The 22,143-nt window shown below is 73.0% G+C and carries 22 protein-coding genes; 8 read left to right on the top strand and 14 right to left on the bottom strand.

Annotated features, from left to right (window positions below):
* Positions 1-74: 74 nt before the first annotated feature.
* Both ACWCSU_RS13110 and ACWCSU_RS13105 read right to left on the bottom strand, forming a co-directional pair.
* Complete coding sequence (locus tag ACWCSU_RS13110) at positions 75-236, bottom strand: hypothetical protein (RefSeq protein ID WP_357700926.1); 162 nt, start codon at positions 234-236, stop codon at positions 75-77.
* On the bottom strand, positions 233-1,864 hold the full coding sequence (locus tag ACWCSU_RS13105) for a sodium:solute symporter family protein (protein WP_449935058.1): 1,632 nt from the start codon (positions 1,862-1,864) through the stop codon (positions 233-235). The genes ACWCSU_RS13110 and ACWCSU_RS13105 overlap by 4 nt, the downstream gene beginning before the upstream one ends.
* Positions 1,865-1,940: 76 nt before the next feature.
* On the opposite strand from ACWCSU_RS13105, the gene ACWCSU_RS13100 reads away from it, so the two are divergent.
* Positions 1,941-2,720, top strand: coding sequence for a putative hydro-lyase (locus ACWCSU_RS13100; RefSeq protein ID WP_357700922.1), 780 nt, complete (start codon positions 1,941-1,943; stop codon positions 2,718-2,720).
* Here the strand turns inward: ACWCSU_RS13100 and ACWCSU_RS13095 are convergent.
* A complete protein-coding gene (locus ACWCSU_RS13095) occupies positions 2,629-4,902 on the bottom strand; it encodes an excinuclease ABC subunit UvrA (RefSeq protein WP_449935057.1) in 2,274 nt (757 codons plus the stop codon). The two genes, ACWCSU_RS13100 and ACWCSU_RS13095, sit on opposite strands and share 92 nt — an antisense overlap.
* A gap of 52 nt (positions 4,903-4,954) precedes the next feature.
* Here ACWCSU_RS13095 and ACWCSU_RS13090 point away from each other — a divergent pair, with 52 nt between their 5' ends.
* Positions 4,955-5,575 carry a TetR/AcrR family transcriptional regulator gene (locus ACWCSU_RS13090; protein WP_357700918.1) on the top strand — a complete coding sequence of 207 codons (621 nt, stop codon included), beginning with the start codon at positions 4,955-4,957 and terminating at the stop codon, positions 5,573-5,575.
* Here the strand turns inward: ACWCSU_RS13090 and ACWCSU_RS13085 are convergent.
* Complete coding sequence (locus ACWCSU_RS13085) at positions 5,517-6,113, bottom strand: AAA family ATPase (RefSeq protein ID WP_449935056.1); 597 nt, start codon at positions 6,111-6,113, stop codon at positions 5,517-5,519. The genes ACWCSU_RS13090 and ACWCSU_RS13085 overlap by 59 nt on opposite strands.
* An 85-nt stretch (positions 6,114-6,198) precedes the next feature.
* Between ACWCSU_RS13085 and secY the strand changes: the two genes are divergently transcribed.
* Positions 6,199-7,488 carry a preprotein translocase subunit SecY gene (gene secY, locus ACWCSU_RS13080; protein ID WP_357700914.1) on the top strand — a complete coding sequence of 430 codons (1,290 nt, stop codon included), beginning with the start codon at positions 6,199-6,201 and terminating at the stop codon, positions 7,486-7,488.
* A gap of 38 nt (positions 7,489-7,526) precedes the next feature.
* On the opposite strand, the gene ACWCSU_RS13075 is transcribed toward secY, so the two are convergent.
* The 3 genes from ACWCSU_RS13075 to ACWCSU_RS13065 form a co-directional block, all read right to left on the bottom strand.
* Positions 7,527-8,216, bottom strand: a complete 690-nt coding sequence (locus ACWCSU_RS13075) for a response regulator transcription factor (RefSeq protein ID WP_449935055.1) — start codon at positions 8,214-8,216, stop codon at positions 7,527-7,529.
* Between the two features lie 97 nt (positions 8,217-8,313).
* Positions 8,314-9,426, bottom strand: coding sequence for a histidine kinase (locus ACWCSU_RS13070; RefSeq protein WP_449935054.1), 1,113 nt, complete (start codon positions 9,424-9,426; stop codon positions 8,314-8,316).
* Positions 9,427-9,533: 107 nt separating this feature from the next.
* On the bottom strand, positions 9,534-10,439 hold the full coding sequence (locus tag ACWCSU_RS13065) for a phosphotriesterase family protein (protein ID WP_364093657.1): 906 nt from the start codon (positions 10,437-10,439) through the stop codon (positions 9,534-9,536).
* A 148-nt stretch (positions 10,440-10,587) separates the two neighbouring features.
* Here ACWCSU_RS13065 and ACWCSU_RS13060 point away from each other — a divergent pair, with 148 nt between their 5' ends.
* Positions 10,588-11,043, top strand: a complete 456-nt coding sequence (locus ACWCSU_RS13060) for a TIGR02611 family protein (RefSeq protein ID WP_364093661.1) — start codon at positions 10,588-10,590, stop codon at positions 11,041-11,043.
* Between the two features lie 73 nt (positions 11,044-11,116).
* Complete coding sequence (locus tag ACWCSU_RS13055) at positions 11,117-12,046, top strand: hypothetical protein (protein WP_449935053.1); 930 nt, start codon at positions 11,117-11,119, stop codon at positions 12,044-12,046.
* Here ACWCSU_RS13055 and ACWCSU_RS13050 read toward each other — a convergent pair.
* Together ACWCSU_RS13050 and ACWCSU_RS13045 are read right to left on the bottom strand one after the other, a co-directional pair.
* Positions 12,041-12,361 (bottom strand): GroES family chaperonin, encoded by a 321-nt coding sequence (locus ACWCSU_RS13050; protein ID WP_357700902.1) that lies wholly within the window; start codon positions 12,359-12,361, stop codon positions 12,041-12,043. The two genes, ACWCSU_RS13055 and ACWCSU_RS13050, sit on opposite strands and share 6 nt — an antisense overlap.
* An 86-nt stretch (positions 12,362-12,447) precedes the next feature.
* Positions 12,448-13,374 carry an endonuclease/exonuclease/phosphatase family protein gene (locus tag ACWCSU_RS13045; RefSeq protein ID WP_449935052.1) on the bottom strand — a complete coding sequence of 309 codons (927 nt, stop codon included), beginning with the start codon at positions 13,372-13,374 and terminating at the stop codon, positions 12,448-12,450.
* Between the two features lie 55 nt (positions 13,375-13,429).
* Between ACWCSU_RS13045 and ACWCSU_RS13040 the strand changes: the two genes are divergently transcribed.
* On the top strand, positions 13,430-14,683 hold the full coding sequence (locus ACWCSU_RS13040; protein ID WP_449935051.1) for an ArgE/DapE family deacylase: 1,254 nt from the start codon (positions 13,430-13,432) through the stop codon (positions 14,681-14,683).
* A gap of 19 nt (positions 14,684-14,702) precedes the next feature.
* Here ACWCSU_RS13040 and ACWCSU_RS13035 read toward each other — a convergent pair whose 3' ends face one another.
* Positions 14,703-15,020 (bottom strand): rhodanese-like domain-containing protein, encoded by a 318-nt coding sequence (locus tag ACWCSU_RS13035; RefSeq protein ID WP_449935050.1) that lies wholly within the window; start codon positions 15,018-15,020, stop codon positions 14,703-14,705.
* Between the two features lie 37 nt (positions 15,021-15,057).
* On the opposite strand from ACWCSU_RS13035, the gene ACWCSU_RS13030 reads away from it, so the two are divergent.
* Entirely contained in the window at positions 15,058-15,696 is a 639-nt protein-coding gene (locus ACWCSU_RS13030; RefSeq protein WP_357700894.1) for a TetR/AcrR family transcriptional regulator, read from the top strand.
* Here the strand turns inward: ACWCSU_RS13030 and ACWCSU_RS13025 are convergent.
* The 3 genes from ACWCSU_RS13025 to ACWCSU_RS13015 are packed head-to-tail and all read right to left on the bottom strand — an operon-like array spanning position 15,693 to position 18,579.
* Positions 15,693-16,502 (bottom strand): ABC transporter ATP-binding protein, encoded by an 810-nt coding sequence (locus tag ACWCSU_RS13025; protein WP_357700892.1) that lies wholly within the window; start codon positions 16,500-16,502, stop codon positions 15,693-15,695. The two genes, ACWCSU_RS13030 and ACWCSU_RS13025, sit on opposite strands and share 4 nt — an antisense overlap.
* Entirely contained in the window at positions 16,502-17,509 is a 1,008-nt protein-coding gene (locus ACWCSU_RS13020; protein WP_449935049.1) for a FecCD family ABC transporter permease, read from the bottom strand. The genes ACWCSU_RS13025 and ACWCSU_RS13020 overlap by 1 nt, the downstream gene beginning before the upstream one ends.
* On the bottom strand, positions 17,506-18,579 hold the full coding sequence (locus ACWCSU_RS13015; protein ID WP_449935048.1) for a FecCD family ABC transporter permease: 1,074 nt from the start codon (positions 18,577-18,579) through the stop codon (positions 17,506-17,508). Before ACWCSU_RS13015 ends, ACWCSU_RS13020 begins: the two co-directional genes overlap by 4 nt.
* Positions 18,580-18,664: 85 nt before the next feature.
* Between ACWCSU_RS13015 and ACWCSU_RS13010 the strand changes: the two genes are divergently transcribed.
* Positions 18,665-19,681, top strand: a complete 1,017-nt coding sequence (locus tag ACWCSU_RS13010; RefSeq protein ID WP_449935047.1) for an ABC transporter substrate-binding protein — start codon at positions 18,665-18,667, stop codon at positions 19,679-19,681.
* Here ACWCSU_RS13010 and ACWCSU_RS13005 read toward each other — a convergent pair.
* Positions 19,675-22,092 carry a helicase-associated domain-containing protein gene (locus ACWCSU_RS13005; protein ID WP_449935045.1) on the bottom strand — a complete coding sequence of 806 codons (2,418 nt, stop codon included), beginning with the start codon at positions 22,090-22,092 and terminating at the stop codon, positions 19,675-19,677. The two genes, ACWCSU_RS13010 and ACWCSU_RS13005, sit on opposite strands and share 7 nt — an antisense overlap.
* Between the last annotated feature and the right edge of the window lie 51 nt (positions 22,093-22,143).

The raw sequence follows: 22,143 nt of genomic DNA, 5'->3' as shown, positions 1-22,143 counted from the left end.
GGGCCCCGGACCGGCCCCCGCACGGGCCCGGAGGGGGCTCAGAGGGGCCTCGGGCAGGGGAGGGGTTCGGAGGGTCAGATCGGGCGGATGCGGGCCCAGGCGACGAAGGCGGCGCCGAAGACGGCCATCGGAAGCCCCGTCCACAGATTGACCACGTCCCCGAGCACCCCCGCCACGATCAGGATCACCCCGTACAGCAGGAACAGCCCGCCGATCACCATCCGGATGTCACTCACAGGATCACTCCGTACAAGAGGGCGGCCAGAATGACGGCGCCGGTGCCGAGCAGCACCGGCGAGCGGTACCAGCGCCGGTCGCCGGCGAGGGCGTCGTCCTCCAGGTCCACGGCGCTCAGGCCGTACACCAGGCCGCGCAGTTCCGCCTCCGGCTTGGGCGTGGTGACCAGCGTGACGATCACCGACACCAGCACGTCCACCACGAAGGCCACGCCCGCGCCCCAGAAGCTGGCGTTCAGCTCGGTGCCGAAGTTCACCACCCCGGCCTTGTACGCGAAGTACGACGCGAAGGCGCTGGCCGTCCCCGCCAGCAGCCCCCAGAACCCGGCCCACGGCGTCATCCGCCGCCAGAACAGCCCGACGACGAACGTCGCGAACAGCGGCGCGTTGAAGAAGCTGAACAACGCCTGCAGGTAGTTCATGATGTTGGAGTAGCCGGCCGCGATGAACGCCGTGCCCACGCCGAGCGCCACCCCGGCGACGGTCGCCACGCGTCCCACCTTCAGGTAGTGGACGTCCGGCCGGCCGGGCCGTACGTGCGCCTGCCAGATGTCGTTGGTGAACACCGTGTTGAACCCGCTGATGTTGGCTGCCATCCCCGCCATGAACGAGGCCAGCAGCCCGGTCACCGCGACGCCGAGCACGCCGTTCGGCAGCAGGTCGCGCATGAGCAGCGGGATCGCGTCGTTGTAGTCCTGGCCCTTGCCCAGGTCGCCGAAGAGCACCAGCGCGATCATCCCCGGCAGCACCGTGACCAGCGGGATGAACAGCTTGGGGAAGGCCGCGATGATCGGCGTCATCCGGGCCGCGTTGGTGTTCCTGGCCGACAGGGCGCGCTGCACCTCGGCGAAGTTCGTCGTCCAGTAGCCGAAGGAGAGCACGAACCCCAGGCCGAAGACGATCCCGATCCAGTGGGCCTGCATCGGGTTGGAGCCCGCGGTCCCGGCCCAGGTGTGCAGGCCGCCCTCGCCGAGCGCGCTCCGGCGCACCTTGTCGAACAGGCCGGACACGCCGCCGACCTTGATCAGGCCGAGCACGGTCAGCGGGATCAGCCCGGCGAGGATCACGAAGAACTGCAGCACCTCGTTGTAGATCGCCGAGGACAGGCCGCCGAGCGTGATGTAGGAGAGCACGATCAGCGCCGAGACGACCACCGACACCGGTAGCGGCCAGCCGAGCAGGGCCTCCATGACCAGGGCGAGCGCGTACAGGTTCACGCCGGCGATGAGGATCTGCGCGACCGCGAACATGAGGGCGTTCAGCAGCTGGGTGGCGCCGTTGAAGCGCCTGCGCAGGAACTCCGGGACGCTGCGCACCTTCGAGCGGTAGTAGAAGGGCATCATGACGATGCCGAGGAACACCATCGCGGGGACGGCGCCGATCCAGTAGTAGTGCACGGTCATCGCGCCGTACTGGGCGCCGTTGGCCGCCATGCCGAGGATCTCGATCGCGCCCAGGTTGGCCGACACGAACGCCAGCCCGGTGATCCAGGCGGGCAGCCCCCGGCCCGCGAGGAAGAAGTCGAGGCTGGAGCTGATCCGGCGGCGGGCGGCGAACCCGATCGCGAGCACGGTGGCGAAGTAGACCGCGATGAGGAGGTAGTCGAGGAGGTTGACGTCTAATCGCACAACCGGCCCGCTACCCGGAAAACACCGCGATAGCCGCGTGGTGGACCGCGTGCACCGGCCGCCATAGTGTCGAAGGGTGGACGTCGCCACCTTGAGCCCAGCGCAGGCGCGGGCGCGCTTCCGCGCCGGTGAACGGGTGCCCACGGCGGGCTGGTGCCGCGGCTGGACGCAGGCCAACCTGATCGCCGTGCCCGCCCGGCTGCGGTACGAGCTGCTGCTGTTCGCCCACCGCAACCCCAAGGCCTGCCCCGTCCTGGACGTGGGCGAGCCGGGCGCCTGGTCGACCACCCTGTTCCGCGGCGACCTGCGGACCGACCTGCCCGGCTACCGCCTCTACCTGGGCGGCGAGCCGGTGGCCGACCTGGACGAGGTGACCGGCCGGTGGCGGGCGGACCTCGTGCCGTTCCTCATCGGCTGCAGCTTCACCTTCGAGGGGGCGCTGCTGGCCGCCGGGGTCCCGGTACGGCACCTGGAACAGGGCCGGAACGTGCCGATGTACCGCACGAACGTGCCGTGCGAGTCCACCGCCACGCTGTCGGGCCCGCTCGTCGTCTCGATGCGGCCGGTCCCGGAGGAGCTGGTGGAGACCGCTGTCGAGGTGACCGGCAGGTATCCGCGGGTGCACGGCTCGCCGGTGCACGTCGGCGACCCGGCCGCGATCGGCGTCCTCGACCTGGACCGGCCCGACTTCGGGGACCCGGTGGAGGTGCGGCCCGGCGAGGTGCCGCTGTTCTGGGCCTGCGGGGTGACGCCGCAGGCGGCGGTCATGGCGAGCGGCGTGGAGTACGCGATCGGCCACCTGCCGGGCCACATGGCCGTGCTGGACGCCCGGGATGACGACTATCGAGTGACTTGATCAGATATTTCGCGGTATAGGTGGATGCTTCGGTCAGTTCGGCCGGAGTGCCCTCGAAGATCACCTCGCCGCCGTGCCGGCCCGCCTCGGGGCCGAGGTCGATGACCCAGTCGGCGTGCTTGACCACGTCGAGGTCGTGCTCGACGACGACGACCGTGTCGCCCTCGTCCACCAGCCGGTCGAGCAGGGCCAGCAGCGTGTCGACGTCGGCCATGTGCAGCCCGGTCGTCGGCTCGTCGAAGACGTACACCTGGCCGCGCTCGCGCATCCGGTGCGCCAGCTTCAGCCGCTGCCGCTCCCCGCCGGACAGCGTGCTGAGCGGCTGCCCGAGCGTCAGGTAGCCGAGCCCCAGCGCGCCGAGCCCGCCGATGCCGGGCAGGTCGAACAGCCCCGTGGCCTCCTCGGCCGTCATCGCCAGCACCTCCGCGATCGTGCGGCCCGCCACCGTGTACGACAGCGCCTCCTCGCTGTACCGGCTGCCCCCGCAGGCGTCGCACACGCGGGTCACCGGGTCCATGAACGCCAGGTCCGTCCGGATCTCGCCGCGGCCCTTGCACACCGGGCACGCGCCGGCCGAGTTGAAGCTGAACAGCCCCGGCCGCACCCCGTTGGCGTCGGCGAACAGCTTGCGCAGGGGGTCCATGGCCTCCAGGTACGTCGCCGGCGTCGAGCGCGGCGACCCGCCGATGGCCGACTGGTCGATGAGCACCACGTGCGGATGGCGGGCGACCAGCTCCCGGCGCATCAGCGTGCTCTTGCCCGACCCCGCCACGCCGGTGACCGCGGTGAGCACGCCGAGCGGCACGCGTACGGTGACGTCCTTGAGGTTGTGGGCGTTCGCGCTCTCGACGGTCAGCCAGCCGGACGGCGCACGGACGGCGTCCTTGAGCCCTGTGACGCGCCGCATCATGCGGCCGGTCAGCGTGTCGCCGGACGCCAGCCCCGCCACCGTGCCCTCGAACACGACCCGGCCGCCCCGCGTGCCCGCGCCCGGCCCCATGTCCACCACGTGGTCGGCCAGCTCGATCAGGTCGCGGTCGTGCTCGACGACCAGCACCGTGTTGCCCTTGTCGCGCAGCTCCACCAGCAGGTCGCCGAGCAGGTGGACGTCACGCGGGTGCAGCCCCACGCTGGGCTCGTCGAAGATGTACGTCATGCCGGTGAGGCTGCTGCCCAGGTTCCGCACGGTCTTGAGCCGCTGCGCCTCGCCGCCCGACAACGTCGGCGTCTCCCGATCGAGGCTGAGGTAGCCGAGCCCGATGGCGTCGATCCTGCGCAACGACTCCACCGCCGCCTCCGCCACCGGGTCGTCCAGGCCCTCCAGCACGCCGATGAGGTCGGTGACCTCCATCGCGCAGTGGTCGGCGATGGACAGCCCGCCGATGAGCGAGGCCAGCGCGGCCGCGTTGAGCCGCCGGCCGCCGCACTCCGGGCACGTGCCCTGGCGCACGTACGGCGCCGCGGCCTTGTCGAGCCGGTCGAGGTCGCGCTTGAGGTGGACGCGCTCGAACCGGGTGACCAGGCCCTCGTAGGTGTTGGTGTACTCGCCCCGGTTGACCTTGAAGCCGCCGCCGTACAGCAGCAGGTCGCGCTCCTCGGGCGTGAAGGCGCGCACCGGCTTGTCGGGGTCGAACAGCCCGGACCTGGCGTAGAGCTGCCACACGTACGACCCGGGCGGGGCCATCCGGATCGCGCCCTCGTTCAGCGACAGCTCCTCGTCGAGCAGCCTGCCGAGGTCGGCCTCCACCTTCTTCCCCAGGCCGTCGCAGACCGGGCACATGCCCTGCGGGTCGTTGAACGAGTACGCCGTCGCGGCCCCGGCCGACGGCTCGCCGCGCCGGGAGAACAGCACCCGCAGGATCGCGTGCACCTCGGTCATCGTGCCCACGGTCGAGCGCGCGCCGCCGCCGACCGGCCGCTGGTCCACGATCACGGCCGCGGTCAGGCCGGACATGTGCTCGGCGCGCGGGCGCTCGTGCTTGGGCAGCCGGTTCCTGACGAACGCGCTGAAGGTCTCGTTGAGCTGCCGCTGCGACTCCGTGGCGACGGTGCCGAACACGATCGAGGACTTGCCCGACCCCGACACACCGGTGAACACGGTCAGCCGCTCCTTGGGCAGCCGCAGCGTGACGTCCTTCAGGTTGTTCTGCCGCAGGCCGATCAGCTCGATGTCGCGCGACACGTGCCACACCTCCCATAGCTTTGGCTACTACCTATAGCTTAAGCTAATACACGTGGCTGACATTCCCGACCGGCGAGCGCGACGGCGAGCCGAGACACAGGCCGAGATCCTCGCCATCGCGCTCGACGTGATGGCGGAGGAGGGCGTCGCCGGGCTGAGCCTGGCGACCGTGGCCAGGCGGCTCGGCATCCAGCCGCCCTCGCTGTACAAGTACTTCCCGTCCCGGCACGCGGTCTACGACGCCCTGTTCAGGCGCGGGCAGGAGGGCTACCTGGAGGCCGTGCGGCGGGGGGCCGAGCCGCACGAGCCGGGGCTGGCGGCCATGGGCCCGTCCCTGGAGGCCGGGGCGCGTTGGATCATGGAGAACCAGGTGCTGGCCCAGCTGATGTTCTGGCGGCCGGTGCCGGGGTTCGCGCCCTCGCCCGAGGCGTACGCGCCCGCGCTGGCCGTCCACGAGCACTTCGCCGTCCTGATCAGGGCCGCCGTCGAGCGCGGTGAGCTGCGTGCCGACGCCGCGGGTGAGGACGGGCTCGCCCTGGCCGCGAGCCTGATCGCCGGGCTCGTCTCCCAGCAGCTCAGCAACGAGCCCGGCGCCTCCTACGAGGAGGGGCGGTTCACCCGGCTCGTCCCCCGGCTGCCGGCGGTGTTCGCGGCGGTATACCCGCCGCCGTGAGCTGGTCGCCGACCGATGGCGCGCCCGGCCGGTTGTCGATCTCCAGGTGCGGCACGACGGGCGGCTCGTCCACGCGGACGTTCCGCAGGTAGTCGGCGAAGGCGGCCAGTTTGCCGGCGTCCCTGCCCAGGCCGCGCGCCTCCAGCCGGGCACGCAGCGTCGGCCCGTCCGAACGCACCCACAGCAGGCGTACGGGCGGCCCGCCCAGCTCCCCGGCCCACCGCGTCCAGCGCGCCGCGTCGTGCACCAGCGTGGTGAACGGGCCGTCGAGCAGCACCGGGCAGCCGTGGCCGCGGATCTGCGCGGCGAGCCTGGTCAGGCCCTCGTACTCATGGCGTTTGACGTGCCGGTCGTACCAGGGGCCCTCGCGCTCGCCCTGGTCGCGGCCGTGCGCCCGCAGGACCTCCGCGACGAGCCCGCCGTAGACGGTGTCCTTGTCGAGCAGCGCGGGCACGGGCGACAGGCGGGCCAGCAGCTCGGCCGCCACCGTGGACTTGCCCGCCCCCGGCGGCCCGCTGATCACCCACACGGTCGTCATGCGATCAACCTACGCGGATCTGCGTACACGGGTGCCTCGCCTGGACGGACGACGTCCGGCGCGCCCGCCGACAGACTTCCTGCTCATGCTGACCGTCTTCGCCAGAGCGTTCCGGGTGCCGGAACTGCGCAGGAAACTGCTGTTCACCCTGGGACTGATCGTGCTGTTCCGCCTCGGCCAGATCATGCCCGCCCCCGGCGTGGACGTCGTGGCCGTACGGCAGTGCGTGGGCTCGGCGAGCGGCGGCGTCTTCGACATGATGCAGATGCTCAGCGGCGGCGCGATGCTCCAGCTCTCGGTGTTCGCGCTGGGCGTCATGCCCTACATCACGGCCAGCATCATCATGCAGCTGTTCGCCGTCGTGGTGCCGCGCTTGGACGCGCTCAGGAAGGAGGGCTCCAACGGGCAGGCCCGGATCACCCAGTACACCCGATACATGACCGTCGGCCTCGCCGTGCTGAACGCCACCACCATCGTCGCCATGGCCCGCTCGGGGAACCTGCTGCCCGGCTGCGCCCGTCCGCTGCTGCGCGACCAGGGGCTCTTCGCGGTGTCTGTGATCGTGACGACGATGGTCGCGGGCACCTGCGTGGTGATGTGGATGGGCGAGCTGATCACCGACCGGGGGATCGGGAACGGCATGTCGATCCTGATGTTCACGCAGGTCGTGGCGGTGTTCCCGGGGTACATGGCGAAGATCTTCGTGCTCACGCCGTTCGGGTTCGGGGTGATGCTGGCGGCCGGGCTGTGCCTGGTGGCGGCGGTGGTGTTCGTCGAGCAGGCACAGCGGCGGGTGCCCGTCCAGTACGCCAAGCGCATGGTGGGGCGGCGCATGTACGGGGGGAGCAGCACGTACATCCCGCTCAAGGTCAACCAGGCGGGGATCGTACCGGTGATCTTCACCTCGTCGCTGCTCTACGTGCCGACACTGGCCGCGCCGCTGCTCGGCGCGGAGGCGGGCGCGTGGGTCTCGCGCAACCTGACCGCCGGCACCCATCCGCTCTACATGACCGTGTACGTGCTGCTGATCGTCTCCTTCGCCTACTTCTACGTCTCGATCACCTTCAATCCCGTCGAGGTGGCCGACAACATGCGGCGGTTCGGGGGGTTCGTACCGGGGATCCGGCCGGGCGTGCCGACGGCCCGCTACCTGGCGTACGTGCTGTCGCGGCTGACCGCGCCCGGAGCCGTCTACCTCGGCGTGCTGGCGCTGCTGCCGCTGGTGGCGTTCGCGATCCTGCGCGACCCCGGCACCCAGCAGAACTTCCCGTTCGGCGGGACGAGCGTGCTCATCATGGTCGGCGTGGGGCTGGACACGGTCAAGCAGATCGAGGCCCAGCTCCAGCAGCGCAACTACGAGGGCTTCCTCAGGTAGCCCCCGGCCCTGCCCGATGCCGCCCTGCCCGATGCCGCTCAGGTCGGCAGTGCGAGGCCGGCCCGCATGGCGAACACCACGAGCTGGGCCCGGTCGCGGGCGCGCAGCTTGACCATGGCCCGGCTGACGTGGGTGCGCACGGTGTCGGGGCTGATCACCAGCTCGCCGGCGATCTCGTCGTTGGACCGGCCCGTCGCCACCCACGCCACCAGCTCGCGCTCGCGCGGGGTGAGCGTGTCCAGGCCCTCGACGGGCTCGGCGCCGCTGCGGCCGAACAGGCCGATGACCTTCCTGGTGATGGACGGCGACAGCAGCGCCTCGCCCGCGGCCACCACCCGCACGGCGTTGACCAGCTCGTCGGGCGCGCTGTCCTTGAGCAGGAAACCGCTCGCCCCGGCCTGGAGGGCGGCGAAGACGTACTCGTCGACGGCGAACGTGGTCACCACCACGATCCGGGTGCCGCCCAGCGTGGGGTCGGCGGCCACGGCGCGCAGCGTGGCCAGGCCGTCGGTGCCGGGCATGCGGATGTCGAGCAGCAGCACGTCGGGACGGGCGCGGCGGATCAGGTCGAGTGCCGCCGCGCCGTCGGCCGCCTCGCCCACGCACTCCATGCCGGGCTCCCGCTCCAGCAGCGCCCGCAACCCCATCCGCACCACGGCCTGATCATCCGCGACCGCCACCCTGATCACCGGCTCACCGGAAGTGGGGTGGTGTGCGTCCCTGATCACGGGCTCTCCGAAGCGGGTCGTGGGGCGTTCGTGATCACCGGCTGCCCGGAGGCGGGGTCGGGGGTGTCCGGGGCCGGGCCGTGGGGGGTGTGGGTGGTCATGCCGTGGGCCGGGGGAAGCGGGCGGTCACCTGGAAGCCGCCGCCCTCGCGGGGCCCGGCGGTGAACCGGCCGCCCGCCTCGGTGACGTGGGCGCGCATCCCGGCCAGCCCGCGGCCCTCGTCCGCGCCGTTCCAGCCCGCGCCGCGGTCGGCGACCTCCAGCACGAACGCGCGGGGGTCGTGCGCCAGACGCACCGACGCCCTGGTCGGCCCGGCGTGCCGGAGCACGTTGGTGAGGGACTCGCGGACCACCCGGTAGACGGCGCCCTTGAGGTGGGCGGGCACGGCGGGGTCGGCCGGCTCGACGTCGACGGGCAGCCCGGCGGCCCGTACGCCCGCGATGAGGCCGGGCAGGTCGGCGGCCGGCGGGTCGATGCCGTCGAGCGCGGCGCGCAGGTGGGCGAGGGCGGTGGTGCTGGTCTCCCTGATCGCCCGGAGCGAGGCCCGCGCCTGCTCGGGGTCGTCGTCGAGGGCGACGAGCGCGAGCCCGGCCTGCATGGCGATGGCGGCCAGCCCGTGACCGGCGGCGTCGTGCACCTCCCCGGCGATCCGCGCCCGCTCGGCCGCCACGACCCCCACCCCACCGGGCACGGCGTCGGACGCGCCGGGACCGGCGGTCGTGCGGCCCGGAAGCAGGCACGCGCCCGCCACGAAGGCGTCGCCGTCCGCGACGGCCTGGCCGGGACGGACGGTGGCCGCGGGATGGGGTACGGCAGGCGCCGGAATCCCCCACGCCGCACCCGGCCGGGGCCCACGAACCGGAGCCGCGCCACCGGCCACCGTGTACGGCGGCGCCCCGTCCTCCGGGGTGAGCGTGTACGGCGGCGCGGTGTCGAGGGCGTATGGCGGTGCCGCGGCCTCGAAGGCGAGGGTGTGCGGTGGTGGGGCGGTGTCGGCGGTGTGGGCCGAGGGCGGGGGTTCGGTGTCGGCCGCGGCGGCCGCCGCGGCCGCTCTGGCCTGGGCGAGACCGCTGAACGACCACGGGACGGCCAGCCACCCGGCCCAGGCCAGCATGACCACGACCGGGATGTCACCCACCCGGTTCAGGCGCGACAGCGCGGCGAACGACCCGCGCAGGCGCCCGCCGCGTTGCGTGTGCTCGCTCACCATCCCCCACCCGGCCAGGCTCGTGTCGTCCCGATCCTAGCGAGTTCCTAGCGGCACGGTTCGATCGCGGGCCCGTCCGGCCGCCCCGGGACGATCTTGCCGGGAGGGCGTCAGCGCATCCCGTCGGTCAGCCAGCGCAGGGGGTTGTCGCGGGTGATCAGGCGGATGACGTCCTCGGCGGTGCCGGCCTCGCGCAGGCGGGGGAGCACGCTGTGGAACAGGTGGGCGTAGCCGCAGCCGCCGTAGCGCTGGACCTGGGCCACGCGGCTCAGTCCGGTGCTGAGCAGCAGGCGGTCGGCGTGGCCGTCCTCGATGAGGCCGAGCGCGATCCTGGCCGCCTGGTCGGGGCCGAGCGCCACGGCGCTGAGACTGACGTACGCGCCCGCCTCGGCGATCTTGCGGGCGCCGCCCAGGTCGCCGGAGTAGCCGACGGCCACGCGGGAGCCGGGCAGGTTCTCGCCGAGCAGGATCTCCAGCAGCGCCAGGGCGTTCTGGCCGTGGGTGGCGACGGGCAGGCGCGACTGCCGGGAGGCGCGGGCGGCGGCGCGCAGGCAGCGCTCCTCCCACGCGGTGGGCTCGGCGCCCCAGCTGCCGACCTCGCCGATCACGCCGGGGAAGACGCCTGTGCCGTCCACGCCGCTGGAGATCTCGGTCATCAGGCGCCGGGTGAGCTGCTCGACGTCCTCGTCGCCGACGCCGGTGAACGGCTGGGCGAAGAAGCCGGTCGAGGCGATCACCGGCACCCGGCTGCCCGCCGCGATGCGGGCCAGGGCGGCGGCGTCGCGGCCCATGCCGAGACAGGTCAGGTCGACGACCAGGTTGAGCTCGTCGGACTGGCGGAGCTCACGGAGCTCCGCGGTGACAGTGGTCTCCTCGTCGAGCCAGCGGTGCGGGTCGGAGTCGATGCCGACCGCCCAGCGCATGTCGTTGCGCAGATGCTCGTGGGGGAGTACGGCTCCGTTCACGGCGGCCGCGCGAATGGGGCCGGTGACGGTGCGAAGGATGACCTCGGGCATAGCAGACATTAACCGATAGTTACCGAATCCTGTGCCCCACGTCCGGAAATTTTACCTTTAGTCCCGTTTGGTGAGCTGCTAGTGGTCTGCAAGTGTTCCTGCCGGTGTGGGCCTTATCCTGAAGGGAAGCCGACGACACGGGGGAGACGTGCCGATCCAGAACTCCGAGACGGGCGACGCCGACGTGATGAAGGACGAGGCCGCCGAACGTTCCGCCATGCCCGGCCGCCGTACCGGCCTGAAGGGCTGGCTCGACGGCGTCAGGTCCACCCGCGCGGGCGCGCTCACGTTGAAGATCGTGGTGGGCGCCATCGGCGCGGTGATGGTGGTCGGCGGCCTGATCATGGTGCCGTTCCCCGGGCCGGGCTGGCTCGTGGTGTTCGCCGGGCTGGCGGTGCTGGCCACCGAGTTCCACTGGGCCCACCGGGTGCTGGAGTTCGGCAAGCAGACCCTGCACGCCTGGACGCAGTGGTACAAGCGGCAGGGCTGGACGGTGCGTATCCTCGTGCTGCTGGTGACCGTGGCCGCCGCCGGGGTGATCGTCTACTTCGGCATGCTGACGCTCGGCATCGACCTGCTGGAAATCGCCCAGCGCTTCGTCTGATCCGGCGAAGGGCTTTCAGACCGGGTCGTTATCGTTCCCGGAATCGCGGCCTTTCCCTGCCTATTCTGCGGGCGTGATCGCTCACCTCGCCGTCGCCTTGTCGCTGACGTTCCTCGCTCCGGCCGCCGCCAGGGCCGACCTGGCATTGCCGGGAACCGGTGGAATGAAATATCAGGAAAAGTCGGGCGATCCCGTACGGCTCAGCGCGTACGGCCTCGGCACCGCCGGCACCTACCTCCGCGCCGCCACCGGCGACGCCTTCACCCGGCAGAAGAGCCTGTCGGAGGTGTCGGTCTCGCCCGACGGGCGCCTGACGGCCGGGGTGCCGTCGTCGTACCGGGCGGGCTTCGACTCCGTGGTCGTCACCGACCGGACCACCGGCAAGACCGCCACGATCCGTACCGTCAAGAAGCCCATGACGGCCTCCTACGCCTCCTGGTCCAGGGACGGCAGGAAGGTCGCGCTCACCGTCGAGCAGAAGGTGAGCGGGACGTGGCGGGTGCTCGGCTTCACGGTCGTGGACGTGCGCGCGGGCACCGCGAGCACCGTCCGGGTCGCCGGGCTCGCCCGGCGGGCCGGCTTCTGGTGGAGCCCCGACGGCAACCTCGTCAGCATGTACGGCACCGGCCTGCGCGTCTACCGCCCCGCCGACGGCACGGTGCTGCGCACGTACGCGGACGTGGGCCTGCCGACCGGCCCCGAGGACTCCTACGCGCCCTCGGGCAAGCGCCTGACGACCTGGTGCCCGTCGCGCTTCAAGGAGCAGGTCTGCCTGGTCGACCTCGCCACCGGCACGATCGCCCAGCGCGTGGCCGTCAAGCCGGAGGCCCTGTTCGGCTGGTGGGACGACAGCCACCTGATCGCCGTCACGAAGGCCGGGAACGGCCGCCGCCTGTCGGTGCTCGACCTGACCGGCCGCACGACGCGCGTGCTCGCGGACGTGCCCGCCGCCACCTGGGCCGCCGAGCTGTGGGTCAGCTTCGCCAGGACCCGCGTGTCATAGGTAGAGGCCCGTGCCGTGGTCGGTCTCCTGGGTTGCCACCGCGTGCAGGTCGCGCTCGCGCATGACCAGGTAGACCCGCGCGTGCACCTCGACCTCGAACTGGTCCTCCGGGTTGAACAGCACCTTGTCGCCCACCTTGACCGCGCGCACGTTCGTGCCGACGCCGCAGACCTCGCCCCACGACAGCCGGTTGGCCATCTTGACCGTCGCGGGGATGACGATGCCGGAGCCGCTGCGCCGCTCCTCGGCCTCCTGCTCCAGCCGGATCATCACGCGGTCGTGCAGCATCTGAATCTCGAACTTGGGCGCTTCCACGGGTGACAGTTTACGAGCCGCCGCGCCCCCGCCGGTCCGCGATCGTCCCAGGTCCCGCCGGACGCCGGTCAGGGCCCGGTGGTGGGTCAGGGCAGCCGGAGCTCGGCGTACACCGGGCGGTGGTCGCTGCCGATCGGCCCGAGCACCTGGAAGTCCCGCACCGCCATGCGGCCGTCGGCCAGCACGTGGTCGATCGCCACGCCGGGCACCGGACCCCATCCGCCCCACGTCGGCGACAGGCCCCGGCCCATGGCGGCGGCCGCGTCCCGGTAGCCCGCGGCCAGCAGTTCGCGGACCGGGCGGTGGTCGAGCGTGGCGTTGAAGTCGCCGGCCAGCACGCGCAGCCGTCCGCCGCCGCGCGGCAGCCGTTCCAGCCCCGCCAGCCAGCACGGCTGCCGGCCCATCCGTTTGGGCGCGCAGGGATGCACCGAGACGATCTCCAGCCGGGCCCCGCCGGGGTGCGTCAGCACGGCCGTGGCCTGCCCGAACCCGCCCAGCTTGATCAGCTCGCCGGCCGCGAGGGGATGGCGGGCGTACACGGCCGAGCCCCCCACGCCCTCGGTGGCCCGCGGCACCGCGTACGGCAGCAGTTCGCGCACTCCCGCCGCCTCCAGCCGCCGCTCGGCCGCAGGCGTGAACTCCTGCAACGTGAGCACGTCCGGGCGCAGCGATCTGACCAGCCGGGCCAGCTCGGCCGCGTCGGCCGTGCCCACCAGCAGGTTGGCGGCCAGCACGCGCAGCGTCGCGCCGCCCGCGGCGGCCCCAGCGGGCTCAGGGAGGGCGCGCGGCAGCACCGCGACGCCGAGCGCCAGCACCGTGACCAGCGCGACCGCCCCCGCGGCCCACCGCCGCAGCAGTCCGGCGAGTGCCAGGCTCAGCACCGCGCCCGCCGCCGCGTGCGGCGTGAACGCCACCATCGGCACCCACGGCCAGTCCGGCTCGAACCCGCTCACCCGCACCGCCGCCCACACGGCGAACGGCGTCACCGCGATCCAGCTCATCCAGGTACGCACGCCCTGTATCACCACATGTCCTGCAAGGAGTTCACGGCGTGAGAAGGTGTGCTCCATGCGCGACGTGGAAGCCAGGGTCCTCAACGCCATCGACGAGACGGAGACGGTCGGCCTGCTGGCCGAGACCGTGCGGGTCCCCAGCGTGACGGGCACCGACGCCGAGTCCGACCTCCAGCACCGCTTCGCCCGCCTGCTCACCGAGGCCGGCCTGGACGTGGACGTCTGGAAACTCGACTTCGCCGGTCTCACCGCCCAACCGGGCTTCCCCGGCACCGAGGCCCCCAGGCAGGAGGGCTACGGCGTCGCCGCCGTGACCGAGGGGGAGGGCGTGCCCGCGCTCGCCCTCCAGGGCCACGTGGACGTCGTCCCCACGGGCGACCTGGCCAAGTGGGAGGGCAGCGACCCGTTCGCCGCCCGGATCACCGGGGACGTGCTGCACGGCAGGGGCGCCTGTGACATGAAGGCCGGCCTGGTGGCCAACCTGGCCGTCGTACGGGCGCTGAAGCGGGCGGGCGTGCGCCTGGCCAGGCCGCTCGCCGTGCACTGCGTGATCAGCGAGGAGGACGGCGGCCTCGGCGCGTTCGCCACCCTGGCCAGGGGGCACACGGCGGAGGCCGCGGTGATCACCGAGCCCACCAGCGGCGCGGTCATCACCGCCAACGCCGGCGCGCTGACCTTCCGCCTGGAGCTCGCCGGCCGGGCCGCGCACGGCGCCACCAGGTACGAGGGCGTCAACGCGATCGAGGTCTTCTGGCCGGTGTTCGAGGCGATCAGGCGCCTGGAGGCCGAGCGCAACCGGGACGTCCCGGAGATCTTCGGCGGCAACCCGATGCCGTACCCGATCGAGGTCGGCACCGTGCGGGCGGGCGACTGGGCGAGCACCGTGCCCGACCTGCTGGTCGCCGAGGGACGCCTCGGCGTGCGGCTGGAGGAGGACCCGGCCGCGGCGCGGGCGGCCTTCGAGGAGGCCGTCGCCTCGGCCGCCCACCCGTGGCTGCGGGACAACCCGCCCGCGGTGACCTGGCCGGGCGGCCAGTTCGCCAGCGGCCGGCTGCCCGCCGGGCACGAGCTGCTCGGCGAGGTGAACCGGGCCGTCTCCGACGTCGCGGGCCGCCGTCCGGCCGAGGCCGCCGCGCCGTACGGGAGCGATCTGCGCCTGTACGCGGCCGGCGGCGTCCCGACCCTGCACTACGGCCCCGGCGACGTCCGGTTCGCGCACGCGCCCAGGGAGCAGGTCGAACTGGCCGAGCTGCGCGAGGTCACCCGCGCGCTGGCGCTGCTCGCGGTCCGCCGCTGCGGCGTCCTGTGAGCAGTTCCCGGTACGACGGTCACAGGGACGACTCGACCGGCAGGCCGGCCCCGACCCAGTCCTCGATGCCCTCGACGTACCGGCGGACGTCGGTGTAGCCGAGCGCGGTCAGCCGGTTGGCCACGGCCTTGCTGTTGCCGCAGGCCGGGTTGGAGCAGTAGGTGACGATGGGGGCGTCCTTGTCGGGCAGCAACTCGGCGGCGCGCTCGGCGACCTCGCTCTCGACCAGCGCGACGGCCCCCGGCAGGTGCTGCTGGGCGTAGTAGGAGCCGCCGAGCGTGTCGAGCACGGTCACGCTGCCCAGACGGGCGTGCAGTTCCTCGCGGGTGATGGTCATTGTGGCCTCCAAGAGAAATGGACTAAAGTCCGGATGTGTGGATGGCCAGAAAGTTAACGGACCGCAGTCCGGTTCGTCAAGCGAGCCGCTGGAGCTGCTGACCGGCAAACCGGTCAAGGAACGCGCGGACGCGGCGCGCAACAGGGAGAAGGTGCTGGCCGCCGCCGCGCGGCTGTTCGCCGAGAAGGGCGTGGAGGCCGTGTCGATGGACGCGGTCGCCGCCGAGGCGGGCGTCGGCAAGGGCACGCTGTTCCGCAGGTTCGGCGACAAGTCGGGGCTGGCGGTGGCGCTGCTGGACGCCCGCGAACGCGACCTGCAGCAGCGCGTGCTGTCCGGGCCGCCGCCCGTCGGCCCCGGCGCGCCCGCCGCCGAGCGCCTGACCGCCTTCACGGCCGCCTACCTCGACTACCTCTACGCCCACCTCGACCTGGTACGCATGTCCGAGACGGCCAGCCCCGGCGCCCGCTACCGCATCGGCGCCTACCGCTTCTGGCATCGTCATTGTGCGATCCTGCTGGCCGAGGCCCGTCCGGGCGCCGACGCCGACGTGCTCGCCCACACCCTGCTGGCCGCGATGGGCGCGGAGGCGGCCGGGGTGCTGCGCGAGGAGTACGGCCGCGAGCGCGCCGTCGCGGGCGTCACCGCCCTGGCCGACGCCCTCGCGCGGCCGGTCTAGCCCAGCGCGGGGGCGGTCACACGCCGCCGCGCCTCGGGGACGATCATCGGCGTCCCCGTCTGCGGGTCCTGGATGATCTCGCACCGCAGGTCGAACACCCGGCGGACCAGCTCGGACGTGACGATCTCGGCCGGCACGCCCTCGGCCACGACCTCGCCGGCCCGCATGACGATCAGGTGGGTGGCGTACCGGCACGCCTGGTTGAGGTCGTGCAGCACGGCCACCATGGTCCGGCCGGCCTCGTGCAGGTCGGCGCAGAGGTCGAGCACCTCGATCTGGTGGGAGATGTCCAGGAACGTGGTGGGCTCGTCCAGCAGCAGGATCGGCGTCTCCTGGGCCAGTGCCATGGCCAGCCACACCCGCTGCCGCTGCCCGCCGGACAGCTCGTCCACGATCCGGTCGGCCAGCTCGGCGACGTCGGTCGCGCGCATGGCCTCGGTCACGGCCGCCTCGTCGGCCCGCGACCACTGCCGCATGAGCCGCTGGTGCGGGTACCGCCCGCGGGCCACCAGGTCGGCCACGCTGATCCCGTCGGGCACGATCGAGCTCTGCGGCAGCAGGCCCAGCCGCCGCGCCACCTCCTTCGACGGCAGCGAGGTGATCACGCTCCCGTCGAGGTGCACGGCGCCCTTCCTGGGCCTGAGCATCCTGGCCAGCGCGCGCAGCAGGGTGGACTTGCCGCACGCGTTCGGGCCGATGATCACCGTGAAGGACTCGTCCGGGATCGCCACGCTGAGGTCGGTGGCCACGACGCGCTGGTCGTAGGCGAGGGTGAGGTCGGTGCCCGAGAGGCGAGGGGCGTCCATCAGTGGCGGTCCTTCCGCAGGAGCAGGGCGAGATACGTGCCGCCGACCGCGGCGGTGACCACCCCGACCGGGAGCTGGGCCGGGGCGAGCAGCCGCTGGGCGACCAGGTCGGAGGCGGTCAGCAGCACGGCCCCCATGAGCGCCGACGCGCCCATGGTGACCCCGGGGGAGCGGGTCAGGCGGCGGGCGATCTGCGGCGCGGCCAGCGCGACGAAGACGACGGGCCCGGCCGCCGCGGTGGCCACGCCGGTCAGCAGCACCCCGGCGGTGACGGCCACGGCCCGTACGGCCTCGACCTTGACGCCCATGGCCTTGGCCGCGTCGTCGCCCATCTCGATCATCCGCATCGGCCGCGCCACCAGCGCGCACACCGGCAGCAGGACGGCCAGCGCCACCGCGACCGGGATCGCGTGGTCCCAGCCGCGCCCGCTGAGGCTGCCGGTCAGCCACGCGCCCGCGGTGGCCGCGTCGTTGATGTTGGCCCTGGTCAGCAGGTAGTTGTTGACCGCCAGCAGCAGCGTGTTGGCGCCGATGCCGACCAGCACCAGCCGGTAGCCCTGCACCCCGCGCCGGAACGCCAGCGCGTAGACCAGGACGGCGGTGACCACGCACCCGGCCAGCGCGCCGCCCGCGATCGTCATGGCCGACCCGCCCGCGACGACGGCGACGATGCCGCCCGTCGAGGCGCCGGCGCTGAAACCGATGAAGTCGGGGCTGCCCAGCGGGTTCTTGGTCAGGCTCTGGAAGATCGCGCCGCCCGCCCCGAACGCCGCCCCGACCAGCAGCCCGGTGACCACGCGCGGGGCCCGCAGCTTACTCACGATCAGCTCGGCGACCGGCGTGCCCTGGCCGAACAGGGCGTCCAGGACATCGGGCACGGAGACGGTGAACTCGCCGGTCGCGATCGCCGCCACGGCCACCCCGCAGCCGATCGCCACGAGGGCGGCGCAGACGAGCAGGGACCGGGGCGCGAGCCGTACGGACCAGGGGCCGACTCGTACGGTCACAGCGCCGCCACCCGCCTGCGCCTGGCCAGCAGGATGAAGATCGGCGCGCCGATCACCGCCCACACGATGCCCACCTGCACCTCTCCCGGCCGCGCGATCAGCCGTCCGACGACGTCGGCGCCCAGCAGCAGCACCGGCGCGGCCAGCGCCGAGTACGGCAGCACCCACCGCTGGTCGCCGCCCACCAGCGCGCGCACGGCGTGCGGCACGACCAGCCCGACGAACCACAGCGGCCCGGCGGCGGCGGTCGCGGCGCCGCACAGCAGCGTGACGGCCACGCCGGTGAGCACCCGCGTCCTGCCGACGGCGACGCCCAGCGAGCGCCCGGCGTCGTCGCCGAGCGAGAGCATGTTGAGCGGCCTGGCCAGCGTCAGCCCGAGCGCCAGCCCCGCCACCATGAACGGCGCCAGCCGCACCAGCGTGTCCGCGCTCTGCCCGGCCAGCGAGCCGGTCAGCCAGAACCGCATGCGGTCGAAGGTCTGCGCGTCCATGCGCAGGATCGCCGAGGCCACCGCCGTGAACACCATGCCGAGCGCGACGCCGGCCAGCGCCAGGCGTACCGGGCCGGCACCGGAGCGGCCGGCCGAGGCCAGCGCGTAGACGACGACGGAGGCCACCGCGGCGCCGCCGAAGGCGAACCAGACGTAGACGGCGGGGTCGGACAGGCCGAACAGGCCGAGCGCGAGCGTGACGCCGAGCGCGGCGCCCTCGTTGATGCCGAGCAGCCCGGGGTCGGCCAGCGGGTTGCGGGTCAGGCTCTGGATGAGCGCCCCCGCCAGGCCCAGCGTCGCGCCGACGCCGATGCCGAGGAGCGTTCGGGGGATGCGCAGCTCGCGGATGACGACGTGGTCGCTGGAGCCGTCCGGGGCGAACAGCGCGTCGATCACCGTCGAGAGCGGCATCGACCGTGCCCCGAGCGCCACGCTCGCCGCGGCCACCAGTGCCAGCACCCCCGCGGTCACGACCAGGCCGGTCACCAGCACGGTGGCGGGCCGGTGGAGTCGCGGGCCTCCCCCGGTCGCGGCCGGTCGCCCGGTGGCGGGCTCAGCGGTGTCCTCTGCCGGGCGCACCCGACCCCCTCTCGTCGCGGTCAAACTTAGGTAAGGCTAATCTAATGCCTCGGCATGAAGGCAAGCCTAACCTTAGGAGATGGACATGTCGGGACCGGTACTCGCGCGCAGGGGCTTCCTGGCCGCCACGGCAGGGCTCGCGGCGGCCCTGACACTGTCGGCCTGCGGCGGCACCGAGGCGGCGGGCGGCGGCGCGTCCGCGTCGGCCGCGCCCTCCGGCACGGCCGCGCGGAGCTGGACGTTCACCGACGACCGCGACAAGAAGCTGGACCTGCCCGAGCGCCCCTCCCGGGTGGTGGCCCAGGTGGGCGCGGCCGCCGCGCTGTGGGACTTCGGCGTGCGCCCGGTCGCCGTCTTCGGCCCGCACAAGCTGGCCGACGGATCGAGCGACCCGCAGGTCGGCAACGTCGACATCACCAAGGTCGAGGGCCTGGGCAACGTCTGGGACGAGTTCAACGTCGAGAAGTACATCTCCCTCCAGCCCGACCTGCTGGTCAGCAGCATGTACGTCAAGGGCACCCTCTGGTACGTGCCGGAGAAGTCGAAGGAGACCATCGAGCAGGTCGCCCCCACCGCCGGCGTCATGCTCACCGGCCGCAGCGCCACCCAGGTGATCGGCAAGTACGAGGAGCTGGCCAGGTCGCTGGGCGCCGACCTCCAGGGCGTGCCCGAGGCCAAGGCCCGCATGGAGGCCGCGACCAGGGAACTGGCCGCCTTCAAGGACCTCAAGATCCTCATGATGTCCGGAGGCGCCGACGCCATGTGGGTGGTCAACCCGCCCGAATACCCCGACATCGTGCATCTCACCGAGAACGGCCTGAACGTCGTCAAGCCCTCGAAGGTCGACGACGGCGGCTTCTTCCAGACCCTGAGCTGGGAGAACGCCGACACCTACGACGCCGACGTGATCCTCTACGACACCCGCACCCAGTCGCTCAAGCCCGAGGAGATGCTGAAGAAGCCCACCTTCGCCAAGCTCCCGGCGGTCAAGGCCGGCCAGTACTACCCGTGGCGCGCCGAGGCGCCCTTCAGCTACCAGGGCTATGCGGCGTTCCTGGAGGAGCTGGTGTCGAACCTGAAGAAGGCCGAGAAGCTTCAGTAGGCTCCGCGCACCTCGACGATCTCGGCGAGGGGGAACTCCAGGTAGTCGCCCGCCTCCTCGCACCAGGCGTCGAGCGTCCCGGCGCGCAGCTCGCCGTGGCTGATGGTGGCCGTCAGGCCGTCGGTCAGCGTGATGCCCGCCCGGACCCCGCGGTCGACGACGAAGCCGAGCAGCGACTGCTGGGCGGTCGGCAGCCTGTTGGCCATCCGGCCGATGACCGCCCAGGTGCGGCCGTGCTTGTCGGAGTCCTCCCGGCCGGCCGCGACCAGGCGGCGGGCGTGCTCGTGCGGGTCGGGGGCCGGCTCGGCGATCACGTACGTCGGCTGCGCGCCGGAGCCGGCCGCGAACTCCGACAGCTCGGCCACCTGCCCGCCGGGCAGCAGGATCAGCTTGCCGTTGTGCGGCTCCTCGGCCCTGGCCCGGTGGATGGTGATCTCGCCGGTGTCGGAGACGGGGACGGGGGAGTAGCCGTTCTCGCGCAGGGCGGCCAGCGTGCGGTCGGCCGGGGCGGCGCTGATCAGCACCGTGGGGGCCAGCAGCCGCAGCCCCAGCCGGGCCAGCCGCCGGTGCCCGGCGATCTCGGCGAGCAGCCCGGTGTCGCCGGCCTGCACGACGCAGCCGACCGTGGAGACCGTCACCTCGCCGTGCCGGCGCGCGGTGTCGCGCACCAGGTACTCAAGGGGCTGCGGGATCGTGCCGACCGCGGCCAGCTCGTCGAGCAGCTCGTCGGCGTCGTAGCCGTGGTCGAGCGCGCCGCGCACGCTCTCGGTGGTGAAGCGCCACACCGAGGCCGCGCCGCGCGACTCGCGCTCGGCCACCCGGTCGAGCAGCGCCGCCAGCTCGGCCGACGGCGGCCCGGTCACCACCGCGGTGAGGTCGGGGCCGAACAGCGCGCTCCTGCGCACGCTGGCCAGCGCCCTGGTGGACGCCTCGGCCAGCACGGGATCGTGCTCGACCTGCGGGACGGCGTCGTCGTTCTCGTCGCCGGGGTCCGCGGTCAGCCCGGCCAGGGCGCGGCCGAGGTCGGTGAGCGCGCCGTTGGCCAGCAGGCCGAGCAGCGTGGCCTCGTCGAGGACGGCTGGCGCGCACTCGGCCAGCAGCGCCTGGTCGAGCAGCGGGGCGTGCCAGTGGACGTTGCGCACGAGGCTGTCGCGGTCGGCGACGGCGGTGCCGGCGGGCAGGTGGGCCAGCGCCGCCAGCACGGCCCGGCGCACCCTGGCCACCGCGCTGCCCGAGGGGTCGTCGCCGAGCACGGTGGCGTACTTGCCGTCGACCTTGCGCAGGGACGACCGTTCCATCCGCCACCATGCCGACAGCAGCACGCGCAGCCGGGCCGAGCCCTCGTCGAGGCGCCAGCGGTCGAACCGCTCGGTGGGGATCATGCCGCCCGACTGCTCGTCCCAGGCCAGCAGCCTGGCCACCGCGCAGACCTCCAGCAGCAGGCGGGTCTCGTCCTCGTCGCAGCCGGTCTCCTTGGCCACCCTGCGCACCTCGCGCACGCCCACGCCGCCGGTCTTGAGCAGCGGCAGCGGGTTCTTGGAGGTGTTGTCCAGCAGGGCCGCGCACCGCTCCACCACGTGCGGCGCGGCCAGCGTCATCAGGTGGTCGACCTCCTCGGGGTCGACCGGGATCGAGGCCACCTCGGGCGCCTCGGGCTGGAACGGCGGGTGGTAGCCGGGGCCGCGCACGCACAGCGCCACCTCGCGGGGGATCTCGGCGACGTGCCAGCTCGGGCGGAACAGCAGGCCGTGGTCGGCGCACCACTTCTCCGGCGTGCCGGGGACGACGAACCGGCCGCCGTCGACGTCGCGGGCGGGGCCGTCCCAGGCCAGGCGGCCGAGCAGGGCGAGCGTGCCGTCGGGGGCGGTGGCCGCCAGCCGGTCGAGGCGGCCGGGGTCGGACAGCAGCTCGATGACGCGGGCGATCGTGCGCCGCTTGTTGCCGTGGGCGGGCAGGCCGAGCGCGCGGGCCAGGGCGCGCAGGGCGTCGTTGCTGATCGTCCAGGAGTTGAGGTAGTGCTCCAGCGGCTCGCCCAGGCCGAGCGGCGCCGCCCACCAGCGCGCGACGCCCTCGGCCAGATGGATCACGCCGTCGGGGTCGGGCCAGGCCAGCGCGTGGTCGTGCAGATGGTCGAGCCAGGGGGTCACGGTCTCACCCGGGACGCCGAGGAAGGCGGCCAGCCCCTCGGGCGTCGGCCGGCTCATGGTCAGGCCCGCCTCGGCCAGTTGCAGGGCGGGCAGCGGCAGCCCCCGCATGGCCTCCATGACGGCGAAGCCGTTGCCCAGGCGCTGGGCCAGCGTGTCGAGCCGGCGGGGCCAGGGCGGCGCGATGGCGTCGGGCCTGTTGGCCAGGATGCGGGCAAGCCTGTTTTCGTCTAGTGTTCGCAGCCAGCCGAGCAGGTGATCTTCCATCTGTCAGCACTCTCATGGGGTCGCGTGGGACTCACCGTGAGCCATGACCAT

This window comes from Nonomuraea sp. NPDC001699 (genome assembly GCF_053596455.1).
This window is presented reverse-complemented; position numbering and strand designations above follow the sequence as displayed.

Coding starts and splice junctions, on each gene's coding strand:
- ACWCSU_RS13005 (WP_449935045.1), bottom strand. CDS start 22,092: ATGGAAGATCACCTGCTCGGCTGGCTGCGAACACTAGACGAAAACAGG.
- ACWCSU_RS13010 (WP_449935047.1), top strand. CDS start 18,665: ATGTCGGGACCGGTACTCGCGCGCAGGGGCTTCCTGGCCGCCACGGCA.
- ACWCSU_RS13040 (WP_449935051.1), top strand. CDS start 13,430: ATGCGCGACGTGGAAGCCAGGGTCCTCAACGCCATCGACGAGACGGAG.
- ACWCSU_RS13025 (WP_357700892.1), bottom strand. CDS start 16,502: ATGGACGCCCCTCGCCTCTCGGGCACCGACCTCACCCTCGCCTACGAC.
- secY (WP_357700914.1), top strand. CDS start 6,199: ATGCTGACCGTCTTCGCCAGAGCGTTCCGGGTGCCGGAACTGCGCAGG.
- ACWCSU_RS13065 (WP_364093657.1), bottom strand. CDS start 10,439: ATGCCCGAGGTCATCCTTCGCACCGTCACCGGCCCCATTCGCGCGGCC.
- ACWCSU_RS13070 (WP_449935054.1), bottom strand. CDS start 9,426: ATGGTGAGCGAGCACACGCAACGCGGCGGGCGCCTGCGCGGGTCGTTC.
- ACWCSU_RS13035 (WP_449935050.1), bottom strand. CDS start 15,020: ATGACCATCACCCGCGAGGAACTGCACGCCCGTCTGGGCAGCGTGACC.
- ACWCSU_RS13085 (WP_449935056.1), bottom strand. CDS start 6,113: ATGACGACCGTGTGGGTGATCAGCGGGCCGCCGGGGGCGGGCAAGTCC.